Source organism: Heliobacterium chlorum, assembly GCF_014502795.1.
Lineage (GTDB): Bacteria > Bacillota > Desulfitobacteriia > Heliobacteriales > Heliobacteriaceae > Heliobacterium > Heliobacterium chlorum.
Window position 1 is genome coordinate 80,772 of sequence record NZ_JACVHF010000007.1, and the last position, 12,784, is coordinate 93,555.

Annotated in this window: 11 protein-coding genes and 1 riboswitch; of the genes, 3 read left to right on the forward strand and 8 right to left on the reverse strand. The window is 49.5% G+C overall.

Features of this window, described 5'->3' with window-relative positions:
- Positions 1-338: 338 nt before the first annotated feature.
- From H1S01_RS08945 to H1S01_RS08955, 3 genes are all read left to right on the forward strand, one after another.
- Positions 339-1,172 carry a response regulator transcription factor gene (locus tag H1S01_RS08945; protein WP_188039804.1) on the forward strand — a complete coding sequence of 278 codons (834 nt, stop codon included), beginning with the start codon at positions 339-341 and terminating at the stop codon, positions 1,170-1,172.
- Between the two features lie 16 nt (positions 1,173-1,188).
- Positions 1,189-2,583, forward strand: coding sequence for a sensor histidine kinase (locus H1S01_RS08950; RefSeq protein WP_188039806.1), 1,395 nt, complete (start codon positions 1,189-1,191; stop codon positions 2,581-2,583).
- Between the two features lie 121 nt (positions 2,584-2,704).
- Entirely contained in the window at positions 2,705-3,334 is a 630-nt protein-coding gene (locus H1S01_RS08955; RefSeq protein ID WP_188039808.1) for a hypothetical protein, read from the forward strand.
- Between the two features lie 72 nt (positions 3,335-3,406).
- Here H1S01_RS08955 and H1S01_RS08960 read toward each other — a convergent pair whose 3' ends face one another.
- The 8 genes from H1S01_RS08960 to fliD form a co-directional block, all read right to left on the reverse strand.
- A complete protein-coding gene (locus tag H1S01_RS08960; protein ID WP_188039810.1) occupies positions 3,407-3,565 on the reverse strand; it encodes a hypothetical protein in 159 nt (52 codons plus the stop codon).
- A 249-nt stretch (positions 3,566-3,814) separates the two neighbouring features.
- Positions 3,815-4,630 (reverse strand): MetQ/NlpA family ABC transporter substrate-binding protein, encoded by an 816-nt coding sequence (locus H1S01_RS08965; RefSeq protein WP_188039813.1) that lies wholly within the window; start codon positions 4,628-4,630, stop codon positions 3,815-3,817.
- Entirely contained in the window at positions 4,630-5,283 is a 654-nt protein-coding gene (locus H1S01_RS08970; protein WP_188039815.1) for a methionine ABC transporter permease, read from the reverse strand. The genes H1S01_RS08965 and H1S01_RS08970 overlap by 1 nt, the downstream gene beginning before the upstream one ends.
- Positions 5,276-6,304 carry a methionine ABC transporter ATP-binding protein gene (locus H1S01_RS08975; RefSeq protein ID WP_188039817.1) on the reverse strand — a complete coding sequence of 343 codons (1,029 nt, stop codon included), beginning with the start codon at positions 6,302-6,304 and terminating at the stop codon, positions 5,276-5,278. Before H1S01_RS08975 ends, H1S01_RS08970 begins: the two co-directional genes overlap by 8 nt.
- Positions 6,305-6,412: 108 nt before the next feature.
- Positions 6,413-6,521: riboswitch (SAM riboswitch) on the reverse strand.
- Positions 6,522-6,766: 245 nt separating this feature from the next.
- Entirely contained in the window at positions 6,767-7,936 is a 1,170-nt protein-coding gene (locus H1S01_RS08980; protein WP_188039820.1) for a double-cubane-cluster-containing anaerobic reductase, read from the reverse strand.
- A gap of 71 nt (positions 7,937-8,007) precedes the next feature.
- The gene (locus H1S01_RS08985; RefSeq protein WP_207732263.1) at positions 8,008-8,784 is read right to left on the reverse strand and encodes an acyl-CoA dehydratase activase; all 777 of its coding nucleotides are present in this window, start codon (positions 8,782-8,784) and stop codon (positions 8,008-8,010) included.
- Between the two features lie 168 nt (positions 8,785-8,952).
- A complete protein-coding gene (locus H1S01_RS08990; RefSeq protein ID WP_188039822.1) occupies positions 8,953-11,157 on the reverse strand; it encodes a Calx-beta domain-containing protein in 2,205 nt (734 codons plus the stop codon).
- A gap of 240 nt (positions 11,158-11,397) precedes the next feature.
- Positions 11,398-12,699, reverse strand: a complete 1,302-nt coding sequence (gene fliD, locus H1S01_RS08995; RefSeq protein WP_188039825.1) for a flagellar filament capping protein FliD — start codon at positions 12,697-12,699, stop codon at positions 11,398-11,400.
- Between the last annotated feature and the right edge of the window lie 85 nt (positions 12,700-12,784).

A 12,784-nucleotide genomic window follows, 5' to 3' on the forward strand; every position in this document is an offset into this window, starting at 1 on the left:
ACTTTTTAAAAATCCTATCATTCTCCTCTGACAATACTCTTACAACTGCCTTTATGAAAAGTTGAGAAATCGCCTTCTGATTAAGTTATCTCTGTATTTCACGCATTTTTTAACTATTTCGCAATCAAACCCGTCATTTTGTCGAAATAAGGTGAAAAAAGTCGACATCGATTCTCAGTTATTTTTGTAGATAATCTGTCCATGGGAACTCCTACTTCAACTTCATGATAAAGTTACCGATTCAGATTTTTCAAAAAACAAATTGGGGTTGACTTCTGCGACGTGGCAAACAAACAATAAGATAAATTCACCTCTAGCCACGAAGGAGGTTTTCTCTCATGGCTCTTATCTATGTTGCTGATGATGAACCGCCTATCTTGGATCTAATCAGCCGCTACCTGTTAAAAGACGGTTTCCATGTTCAAGCCTATACGAACGGAAGGGATATCTTAGATGCTTACCGGCAACGAAAGCCTGACCTGATCATCCTTGACATCATGATGCCTGGCGTCGATGGGCTGGAGATCTGTAAAATCATACGCCGGGAAAGTGATATCCCCATTATCATCGTATCGGCGAAAGATGACGAAATTGACCGTATCGTCGGGCTGGAACTCGGCAGCGACGATTATCTCTCTAAGCCTTTCAGTCCTCGAGAACTGGTGGTTCGAGTAAAAAACATCCTCCGTCGCGTCACCTCGAACTCAGAACACGCCTCGGCAAGTGTGACAACACCCATAGCTGTACAAACAAGGTCTGTACAGCCAACATTTGAACAACCTCTACATATTCAATCTAGCGCTACCGCTGATGCTTATGGCCAGCAAGAGGTAAGTCAAAAGACTTCTTCCCGCTCCTCTGACGCAGATCCACTCCCCCACGTCCTTTGTCATGACCTTCAGGTCTGGCCGGAAGCTCGGAAAGTTTCCAGCCCTAAGGGGGACTTAGATCTGACGGCTAAAGAGTATGAACTGCTTTTTTTCCTCATCACCAACCGAAAAAAGGCTTACACTCGCGACCAGTTGTTGAACCAGGTCTGGGGATATACCTATACCGGCAGCCCCCGTACCATCGATGACCTGATCAAACGACTTCGAAAAAAACTAGTCCAAAGTGGCTCATGCTTGGAGATTAAGACCGTTTGGGGCTACGGATATATAATCGAAGACTAGAAATGAGATGGAAATGATGGCGAAAACCTATTTTCGCGCAACTCCCACACTCTCTTTCGGGAGACGGATCATCGTCAGCTATTTAATCCTTCTGGTCATCGCTTTTATCATCGCCGATATATCTTTTACCACGCTCACCCGGCAATACCTTATTAAGGAGACAAAAGCCGGTCTGCTGGAGCAGGGAAACATTATCGTCTCCATGAATAAAAAAGCCACCTTAAATCCCTTAGCGGAATTGCGGGTGAACCGGATCCTGCTCAACACTCTCGAAGCGAATACGGTTGTCGTCGATACGAACGGAATCATCATCAATTCAAACCGTCCCCGCCGCTACCTGGTAGGCGAAAAGTTTGTCTATCCCGATCTGCCTAAGGTACTGGCCGGAGAGACGACAGACAAGCTGTGGAGTAATGGCAGCGAAGATATGGTCGGTGTCGGGATACCCCTATCCGAAAAAGACGGCTCTATCGCTGGCGGGGTGATTCTCTTTTCTGCGCTGGAAAATATCGATAGTATGTCCCGGCAGATCAACCGGCAAATCCTTAAAGGCTTATTCATTTCGAGCGTGATAGCGCTGTTCATCGGAGTTTTCATGTCTCGTTCCATCGTCAACCCTGCAAACAAACTAAAATCAGCTGCTCTGGCTCTAGCCGATCGCAAGTATGATGTGGAACTACCGGTCGAAGGGACCGATGAACTCGGCGAAGTGGCCCGCTCCTTTCGTATCATGCGAGACCAGATCAGAGCCTACGACGAAACGCAGCGCTCTTTTTTGCAGACGGCTTCTCACGAACTGAAAACACCGCTTATGTCTATCCAAGGTTATGCTGAGGGCATCAAAGACGGTGTTTTCGAAGGGGCTGATGCCGATAAAAGCTTAGACATCATCATCAGTGAGAGCCGGCGTTTAAAAGGCATCGTAGACGAAATGATCCTTTTATCGAAACTAGAGTCTCTCGACGGCATCTACCAGTTCCAGCCGGTCACGGCTGGACAAATTGCCTATGAAGCGGCTGAAAAAATGCGCGGATTCGCCTTGGAACTGCAAAAAGAAATCCGATTTATCGACGAAAGGAAGATCCATTCGTCACCGACTTTCTCCGGTGACCGGGACAAACTGATTCAAGCGGTGATCAATCTGTTGAGCAACGCCCTTCGCCATGCCAGGTCTCACGTTGAGATCGTCGCCGGCGATGATTTGATCCGGGTCCGCGATGATGGGGACGGTATTGCACCCGAGGAAATCCCGAAACTGTTTCAACGGTTCTATAAAGGAACTCGCGGCGACACCGGCTTGGGATTGTCCATTGCACTGGCGATCGTCGAAAAACATGGCGGCCGTATCGACCTCTCGAATCGCCCCTCTGTCGGCGCCGAATTTACACTGACTTTTGGTCCCCAAGCATGAAAATCACACAGAAATTACACAAATCCCTCATTTTTATGCCATAAGCGGTAAGTAAAATAAAAACTGTCGAAAGACATTCGAACTACCTAAACGCTTTCGCACGAAAAAGGAGGAATCTCGTATGAAACGATGGCTGACTACGATCGTCTTAGGCTCAAGCCTGCTCATGGCTCCTGCTGCTTTTGCCGCTGATGCCACAACTACGACCGACCCGGTTCTCACTCCCGTCATCACGACGGACGACAGTTCCCAGACCGATCCGGTAAGTACCTCTGCCGATTCCGGCAAAATGTCTGCGGCAGAACGGCAAGCCTGGAAAACGGCACTGGCACCGAAGCAGGAAGAATTGAAATCCCTGCGGCAACAAGTCAAAGACCTTCGGGCTAAACTCAAAGCGGAAACCCAATTGAACAAAGATACCCGCCAATCCTTGAAAGGCTCTCTGTCCAAAGAACAAAAGCAGGCCCTGAAAACATCACTTCAACCGAGTGTAGAACAACGGAAAGCCCTCCATGAAGAGTTGAAAAATTTACAGGTCCAACGGAAACAAGCGGCAGAAGCACTAAAAGCGGCCCGAAGCGCCCGCGACCTGACTGCAGCGCAAGCGGCACTGGACCAACTCATCAATTTGGAACAACAAATCCTCGATAAAGGAAACCAACTTCTCACCGTAAAAGGAACGATTCACGATATCTTGACTGGCGCAGTGCAACCAGCCCCAGTTCAATCGGCTGCGGCAAACCAACAATAATAGACGTTCCTTATTGAACAACAGCGAAGCAAAAATCCAGCCCATCATCGGGCTGGATTTTTGCTTCGCTGTTTAAATCCGTCCTTTTCCTGCCTTCACGTTGCGAATGATCGCTTTTTCCGATCGATCAGAAAATTCCGTTGCAGCGACAGCAGTGATATTTTCCGGATCCTGGGCTGCGATGTTGCGAATCGACTGGTTACCTTGGGGAGTCTCTTTTCCTGTCGTCAAAATTTATCGACCTCCCATAAAAAAATGTAGTTCCCTATAAAAATCTGTTGACGTTAGTCCCCACCTCTTCGTTACGGTATCAGTATGCCCCACAGAAAAGTGGCCCTTCCCTACGCTTTCCTACTCGGCGGTCCTTTTTTCCGTTCCCGTAATTCTAAATGGCCGGATCGATTCCCGAACAAAAAAGTTATCCCCGAAGCAGGTACGCTTCGGGGATGACTTTTGGCTACGGGGCCTAGCTATGTTCGATCAAAAAGCCGATACGACAGCACCTTTGTACTTTTCATCGATAAATTTCTTCACTTCGGGGCTGGTTAGCGCCTTCATCAGCTTCTGAACGGCTTCATTATTCTCATTGCCGGTCTTGACGACAACGATATTCACGTAGGGAGAGTCCTTCCCTTCCATGGCGATGGCATCCTTCACCGGGTTCAGACCGGCACCGAGAGCAAAGTTGGTGTTGATGACGGCAATGTCCGTATCATCGAGAACCTTAGGCAGCATAGCCGCTTCCAGTTCTGTGATTTGCAGTTTCTTGGGATTGTTGATAATCTGCTTTTTCGTCGCTTCTGTTCCTGCATTCGGTTCCAGTTTGATCAGGCCTTGGGCTTGCAGCAGTAACAGGGCACGGCCTCCGTTGGTCGGATCGTTGGGGATAGCGACTTTCGCTCCCTCTTTCAATTCAGTTAAGGCTTTTACTTTTTGGGAGTAGATGCCCATGGGCTCGATATGAACGCCGCCGACAGAAGTCAGACTGAGGTTGTGTTCTTTGGCGAAACTCTTCAGGTACGGTGTATGTTGAAAGAAGTTGGCCGTCAATTCACCATCGGCGACAGCCAGGTTTGGCTGAACATAGTCGTTGAACTCTACGATCTCCAAGTCGATACCGTCTTTCGCGAGAATGTCTTTGGCTATCTTCGCGATTTCGGCGTGAGGCACTGGGGATACCCCAAGTTTAATGGTTTTGGCCTGGCTGCCGGTGTCTTTGGCTCCGCAGCCGGCGAGACCGAAAGCGGTGATGATGAGTGCCAGCAGCAATCCGGTAACTTTGATGAATCTTTTCATTATAGTAACCCCCTGTTTTTTCGAATTTTGCTTGTCAGGAAATCTCCCATACTTTGAAACACTTGAACCATGACGACGAGGATGACCACGGTCACCCAGGTCACTTCATTATTGTTGCGCATGTAGCCTTCGCGAATCGCTAGGTCGCCCAATCCACCTCCTCCCACAGCACCGGCCATGGCCGAGTAACCGATCAGAGTGACAAAGGTTATGATAATGCCCAAAAGAATTCCCGGCAGAGCTTCCGGCAGCAGGACCATACGGATAATCTGCCACGGCGTTGCCCCCATGGCCCGGGCGGCCTCGATAATGCCTTTATTGATCTCCTTCAGCGATGATTCGATCAACCGAGCCACGAAAGGGATGGCTGCGATCGTTAAGGGAACGATTGCCGCCGTCGTACCGATGCGGCTTCCGACGAGGAACTTCGTCAGCGGTAGAATCGCCACCAGCAAGATGATAAAAGGAATCGAGCGAAAGACGTTGATGAGGAAACCGAGTGTGTTATTCAAAAGACGGTTCGGTCCGATACTGCCCTTCTCCGTTACCACCAGAAGGATGCCGAGCGGGATCCCAAGGACGGTCGCTACGGTCGAAGAGATGAGGACCATGTAGAAGGTCTCCCAGGCGGACTGCAGGTATGTTTCAACCATGGCGGATCACCTCCAAGCGGACATGGGTCAACCGGATATACTCGATGGCTTGCACGATATTTGTCTCTTCGCCAGTCAGTTCAATCAGCAACGTACCAAAAGCTGTGTCGCCAAGACTATCTACGTTGCCGAAGAGGATATTGGCATCTACATCAAAGCGGCGAATCACCGTTGAAATGAGCGGTTCATTAACTCCTTCGCCGACAAAGCTCACCCGGATGAGCACTCCCCGAGGAGACTGATGAAACAATCCCTCTTCTAAGAGGTGCTGGAGCTTGTCCCCTTCCAAAGCACCCTGGACAAACTCTTTCACGACTGATGAGCGAGGATTGGTGAAGATCTGGCGCACCGAGTCGGCCTCAATGATCTTACCTTGTTCAATGAACGCGACGTAGTCGCAAATCTCCCGGATGACATTCATCTCATGGGTGATGAGCACGACCGTCAGGTCCAATTTCTTGTTGATGTCGCTGATCAACCGAAGAATCGATTGGGTCGTCTGCGGATCCAGGGCCGAGGTGGCCTCATCGCAAAGGAGGATTTTCGGGTGATTGGCCAGGGCCCGAGCGATCCCGACCCGCTGTTTCTGACCGCCGCTCAGATTGGATACGTATGTATCAGCTTTGTCTTCTAAACCCACCAGCGGCAGCAGTTCGGCGACCCGGGCTCGGATTTGTTCTTTCGGAACGCCGCAGATTTCTAAGGGAAAGGCGATATTTTCAGCGACTGTTCGGGAAGTGAGCAAGTTAAAATGCTGAAAAATCATGCCGACTTGCTGGCGAAGGGCACGCAGTCGGCTTTCACTGTATCGAGTGATGTCCTCCCCATCGATGATGACGTTCCCCTCTGTCGGCCGTTCCAGCATATTGATCGTGCGGATGAGCGTGCTTTTGCCGGCGCCGCTGGGGCCGATGATGCCGTAGATCTTCCCTTTGGGAATCGTCAATGTGATGCCGTCCAGGGCATGCAGCGGTCCGCTCGGTCCCTGGTAGGTTTTCCTCAAGCTCTTTATCTCGATCATTCGTTACTAAGTACCTCCTTGCATGAACCATTTCTGTGTATACCATCGCAAAAAAATAAAAAACCCCTTCTAAAATAAGAAGAGGTTTGCGCGCAGGAAAATACCCTCCTCTTATCTCTCAGGACACGTACGCATCCCGCAGGATTTGGCACCGTGTTTAGAAAAACCGGTTGCCGGGCTTCATAGGGCCAGTCCCTCAGCCATCTCGTGATAAGAGCTCCGTATGCAGTTTACGAAAGAGAGTATACCAAGTGAACTTCATGATTGTCAACACATGCACAAAATCTTGCTTTTCCGTCAATTCATATTATTGAATCAATCAGAAATGGAAACTTACACTCGAATGAAAAAGCCCCAGTATTCGATGCTTATTGAACACTGGGGCCATTTACACTCAGAATTTCTAACAAGAAAGGTAGTTATTTTGCAAGTATTTTGCTAATACAGCAAACCAATGACTGATTACATCGCCTCTAACATCTCGAGAAACGCCTGCACCCGGGTCTTGATCTGCTGGCTGTCCCCTTCAGAGTAATCCGTCTCGATATGCAACACCGGTGTACCCCGGTGTTCTTTCAAATAGTCGCGGAGTACCCGGGCTTCCACGTTATAGGTGTGACATCCTTGCCAGGTGATATCGACGACGCCGTCGGCTTTGTACTCGTCGACTAACCGGGCGAGCAGTTCCATCCGGTCTGGATTGGGGCTCATGCAAGAGCATGGGGTGGCGAGATACTTTTCGGCGATGGCTTCGAGAGGCGCCTTGGTCTCATCGACCAGGCGGATGAACTGTTTCATGCCGGCGCAGTTTTCCAAAAAGACGACGGCAGCGCCCGATTCTTCGAGGATGCGAATCACTTTCTCCGTACCGACACCTGTGGGCACGCCAGTCACGATAATGCGCTTGGCCCCCTTGGCCGTAGCACCAACGCCTTCGGCGATCCGTTCATCCAATTCTTTCATCAGTTCCTCCACCTGTTCGGCAAAGGCCGCCCGATCAAAGACGAAGTTTCGGGACCAGAGTACTTTCAGCAGGTCCTGCCCAGAGAAGGGAACGGGATCATGTGTCAGATAACCGGCCAAGCGCTGCATGAGACGGCGCTCTTGATTCAATTCTTCGATGGCGGCGGTCATGGCTTCTTCCGTGATGGCCACCTGGAAGTAGTCCTCCAGATAAGCTTTAAGCCGAGCCACTTCAGATAGCCAGTAAGTCTGGCTGGCCTCATCCTTATTGCTGGGCGGTAAATTCATCACCATCAAGGGCTTAAATTTACCCATCAGTTCAAACATCTTCTTCTTGCCATCACAAGTCGTCTCACCGAGAACCAGGTCTGAATGCAGGAAGAAAGGACATTTATCGGTGATCGCAAAGCCATAGGACGACTTGATCAAAGGACAAAAGTTCCGGGGAAGGACTTTTTCCCCGTCAGCGATAGGCTCCTCTTTCGTCGCACAGAGGGCCACAGGCACCCCGCCGGCGGCAACGATCAGTTCCTGAGGAGCAAAGACACAATAGTGCCCAACCACCTTTTTCCCTTGGTTTTTCGCTTCCTGGATGGTTCCGGCAGCCCGAGGGATCGCTACATCAAAAAAGGACATGGTAAAGGGACGTTCTTCGGCAATTCGAGACATGTATAACCCCTCCTGATGATTAAATTGAAAATAAGTCCCGGCGGCAATTATCGCTATGTAAAGGAGTTTGACTATACTTTTTCCCAGGCGATCAAAGCCGCCCCTATAGCACCGGCATAGGGAGAATGTTCATTCACCTCTACCGGGCGTTTCAACTCCTTCTCCAAGGCCAACCGGATCGCTTCGTTTCGGGAAACGCCGCCTGTAAACAACAGGGGACCATCTCCATCAAAGCGGGCAACCATCGCTGCCACTCGCCTTGCTACCGAATGGTGCAACCCGGATACGATCGCTTTTCGGTCAACACCCCGGTGAATCAGGCCGATGACCTCTGATTCAGCAAAAACGGTGCACATGGCGTTGATCGGTTGGGGCGGCACCGCATCCCCGCCGGCATAGGTACCGAGTTCGGACACGTCCAACCCCAGCGCATGGGCCATGACACTTAAAAACCTCCCGGTCCCGGCAGCACACTTGTCGTTCATCACAAAGTCAAGGACTCTTCCTTTGGGACCAACCTGAATTCCTTTGGCATCTTGTCCGCCGATATCAATCACCAGTTCCACACCGGGCCGCAAGCAGGCTGCGCCACGGCAATGGCAGGCAATCTCAGTAACCGTCGTATTCAAAAATGGCAGGTTCACTCGCCCATAGCCTGTGCCGCAGATATGCCTCAGGTCTTCCCGGGAGATGTTCCACTCCCTCAAAGCCTGCCCCAGCATTTGCAGGGTCACTTCTGCCGGACTCCATCCGGTGGGTCGCTGCCAGAAGCCCATCTGTTGACCATCAAAGAAAACCAGCTTTACGGCCGTGGAACCCGCATCGATACCAGCCACAATATTTCGCAAAACTACCTGATACCACCTTAACGTACTCCATCCGATGATTTAAATAGTTCGACCAAAAAACGCGCATTCCTTTTGTGCATTTTCACCGTTTGCAAAGATTATCTTCTTTCGCGGTGCGCAAAAATCCCCGACCTCATCGGGGAGATCGGGGATGTAAGCTATGATTCTTTATTCTGTTATACTCGGTGGCGCGGCTACGCCATAGCCCATCCCTTCAACGAGGGTAAGGATCACCGTTTCCGGTCCTTCCACTTCTCTATCATTTATCGGCTGCACATCAACGTTTGTAGAAAATTTGCCGGCAGGAATATTCGCCACACTTGTCAGGGCTGTATAGTCCTTGCCCGGTGTTGCTGTACCGCTTACCTTATAGTGTACGGCAAGGTTCGTTCGAACCACTCCGTTGGCCAAAGAGATTTCAAATCTCCCCTTGTCCAGGCCTTTTTCCGACGCCCGGGGGTCTACTGCCGTCACTTTGACCAATGGCCGTTCGATGAAGTCATTGTCGGCGATGTTGACGGTAGCGCTAGGTTGGGAACCTATTTTATAAGCGGCGCTCTGGGTCAATGTCACGATGACCGTCTCTAGCGATTCTACTTCTGAGTCTTCTAAGGGGGTTACATCGATATCGACGGACGATGTCCCTTTCGGAATCGTTGCCGTTCCAGATAACGGACTGTAATCCAAGTCTGCTGTCGCCGTTCCAGAGACGGCATAGTTGACGACCAGGTCATCAGCAGTCACTCCGCTGCGCAGCAGTATGCGAAACTTACCCTTGTCTTTCCCTTGCTCAGCAGCATAGGGATCGATAGCAACAATGTTTACCGAGGGATCGGAAGCAATATCGTTATCCATGATGTTCACAGTAGCGTTGGAACTGGCTCTATAGCTGTCTCCGTCCGTCAAGGTAAGGATTACTTTTTCTGATGCTTCAACTTCTTGATCATCGACAGCTGCCACATTGATGTCGACAGACGATTTTCCTTTGGGGATTACTGCCTTTCCCGGTAAAGCTGCATAATCTTTTCCCGGTGTCCCATCGCCGCTAACGGTATATTTTACTGCCAGATCGGAACTGGCTGTGCCGCTGCTTAATTCTATCCGAAAGAGACCTTTATCGGTTCCTCGTTCCGAAATCTCCGGTGTAACAGTTGTTACCTTTACTGTGGGCAAAGACGATGATTCGTCATCATCGATCGTTACCGTAGCACTCGACAACAAACTTACCGAATAGGCGCTGCTGTTTTCTAGCTTTAACACCACCGTCTCCGGTCCCTCTACGGTCTTGTCATCGATAGGAACGATGTCGATATTTACAGATGATTTCCCTTTGGGGATCATGCCAGTTCCGGTGAGTTTTTCGTAATCGGAACCAGCTGTGGCTGAACCATTGACGGAATAAGCGATGGCTAGGTTATCCGCAGTGACTCCGCTAAGTAAGGATATTTGGAACCTGCCTTTATCCAATTTACGCTCCGATGCTCCCGAGTCGACAGCTGTCACTTCTAGGGCCGGTCTTTTGGCAGTGTCATTGTCTAAGATTGTCACTGTTGCGCTGGATGCCTGGCTGACGGAGTAATTTTGTTCGGGGGCTAAAGTAACGACTACCGTTTCGGGACCCTCTGTTTCTTTGTTATCCATAGGCGTTACATCAATGTCCACCCAAGCTTTACCCTTCGGGATGACCGCTTTTCCCGTTAATTTTTTATAATCTGATTCGGCAGTCGCCGTCCCACCGACCTTATATGTAACCGGTAGGTCCTTGTCGGTAACTCCACTTGTCAGGGAGATTTGCATTTTTCCATGAACTAGACCTTGTTCAGAGGCGTATGGATCGACGGAAGCTATTTTCAAGGTTGCTTTGGTGGAGACTTCGTTATCGCTGATGATTACCTTCGCACTTGACGAGTTGCCGATGCTGTAGCCGGTTCCCTCAGCGAGTGTGATTACTACCGTTTCCGGTGCTTCCGTCTCTTTATCGTCGACGGGAATTACGTCGATATCGGCAGACGATTTTCCTTTCGGAATTACAACTACCCCGGAAAGCTTACTATAGTCTCCGCCAGCGGTCGCGGTGCCTCCGACGGTGTACTTGACCTTTACATCTGCAGAAGCCACTGCCTTGTTTAGGCTTACTTGAAATTTACCTCTATCCAACGCCTGTTCCGAGGCGTCGGGGTCAACAGCTGTCACCGTCACCGGCGGGTTTGTCGCCGGATCTAAGTCATCATCTTCAATCGTCACAGTTGCCCTATATAACTCGTCAACCGGAGTAGACGGAGTTAGAGCGTAGGCACTTAAGGGACCGGCTAGAAGCAGGATGGGAAGCAAAAGCACCGTTCTCGCCATGCCAAAAAAGACTCCTTTGAACACGCTTTCAAACCACCTTTTGCGCAATATATCTATTATTTTTTGGTATTTATTCTCTTTAATTAAAAATATTCCTTCTGTAAAATTCTAAATCTTTTTACAAAGATTTTCGTTATTAACGAACGAAGATACGTCTTGTATGTTTTTGAGAATAAAAAAGACCCAACCTCTTCACGAAGAGATCGAGTCTTGTTTCAACAGAAGCTCAGGTAGACCGTCGAGACTACTACTCCCAACAGCGATTTAGAAATATCCGTTATAAAACATTCCGGAACTGTTCGTTAGGGAGTAATACAAGAGGGGATTTGCATTCATCTGATAGCTGTTCAACTGTTGTTGAATCATCCAGTTCTGTGTTCCCGAATCGGAGCGCAGCGTTGCGGCATTTGTGAACGACGTCAATGGCATGGAGGAAATTCCTTTGGCCAGTTGCCCTTCTTTATAGGCGAATCCACCGTAATCACCGATGGTACGCTTCACACGATCAGGATGATCAGTCAGTGCATCAGAAAGTTTAGCGGCATCCACGGCCAGGGAACCGTCTGTTCGCACATCGATTCCTATATCTTCAAGGTTTAAGCGGTTCTCTTTGACAGCACTGGCCATATTTTGGAGAAAACTGCCCTTGACTACATCTTGGTTGTCTTTCAACGTATTCACCGTTTTGTTATATACCGTGACTAGATCGTTAATGGCGCTTTTGATAGCTGCTGTATCCTGTCCCACCTTCACAGTGACGTCCTGATTGGTGACCGCTTTCAACGTCAGGGATATCTTGCCTCCGTTAAGGGAGACTGTATTACCTTGACTCGTTATGGGAGTTCCGTTTACGGTGTACTTTGCGTCCTGGGCGGAGGTCGTTTTGATGTGGGCTCCGCTGTTGGCAACAAGGTTACCTTGAACGTCGTTTATGGTGAAGGTGTTATCCGTTCCGGTTTTGTTGGCAGTCAATACGATTTGGCTCTTAGTCACACCAACCGAAGTGGTGTCGACCACTTTTGCGGTGATTCCTGTATTGGCTTCATTGATCGACGTAGCCATTTTTTGGAGGGCCGTCTTAATGGTATCACTATTGCCTATATCGGCCGTCAGCGTATGGGTCTTTCCGTTGATATTCAAAGCAAAAACATTCTTTTGGATAGCAAAGCCGGCAGTTGCAGCCATCGTCGAAGACTGCATTTGTGCACCTTGGTTTTGCTGGGCTACGGCGACTTGCGTCACACCCACTTTGTAGGTCGATGCCGTCGTCTTATCGACAGCCGTACCCGTGAAAGCCGTTGAACCTCCTGTATCAACCACCCGCTTGTCGAAGACGTTACCGGCTTTATTGAAGGTCAGCTGATCAGCCTTACTTCCGAGTTCAATAAAACGATCACGTGTATCCCTCAATGCACTTGTCACTTTATTCTTCAACGAGTCTAGACTGGAATAAGGATCGTAATAATTGTACGGATTGAATCGCGCCGTAGAACCCGTGGGGGCGTAGATCGATGGGGGTTTCCTGATTGAATTTATTCCACCGAAATAACCGACTGTTCGAATCATATGGGACACCTCCTTGAGGACGGGAGAGTCGAAGAGACGTTAGCGCTTGTATCCGATGGCTGAAACAGTTGGATGGGATATCCTT

Coding starts and splice junctions, on each gene's coding strand:
- H1S01_RS08965 (WP_188039813.1), bottom strand. CDS start 4,630: ATGAAAAGATTCATCAAAGTTACCGGATTGCTGCTGGCACTCATCATC.
- H1S01_RS08955 (WP_188039808.1), top strand. CDS start 2,705: ATGAAACGATGGCTGACTACGATCGTCTTAGGCTCAAGCCTGCTCATG.
- H1S01_RS08980 (WP_188039820.1), bottom strand. CDS start 7,936: ATGTCTCGAATTGCCGAAGAACGTCCCTTTACCATGTCCTTTTTTGAT.
- fliD (WP_188039825.1), bottom strand. CDS start 12,699: ATGATTCGAACAGTCGGTTATTTCGGTGGAATAAATTCAATCAGGAAA.
- H1S01_RS08950 (WP_188039806.1), top strand. CDS start 1,189: ATGGCGAAAACCTATTTTCGCGCAACTCCCACACTCTCTTTCGGGAGA.
- H1S01_RS08970 (WP_188039815.1), bottom strand. CDS start 5,283: ATGGTTGAAACATACCTGCAGTCCGCCTGGGAGACCTTCTACATGGTC.
- H1S01_RS08945 (WP_188039804.1), top strand. CDS start 339: ATGGCTCTTATCTATGTTGCTGATGATGAACCGCCTATCTTGGATCTA.
- H1S01_RS08975 (WP_188039817.1), bottom strand. CDS start 6,304: ATGATCGAGATAAAGAGCTTGAGGAAAACCTACCAGGGACCGAGCGGA.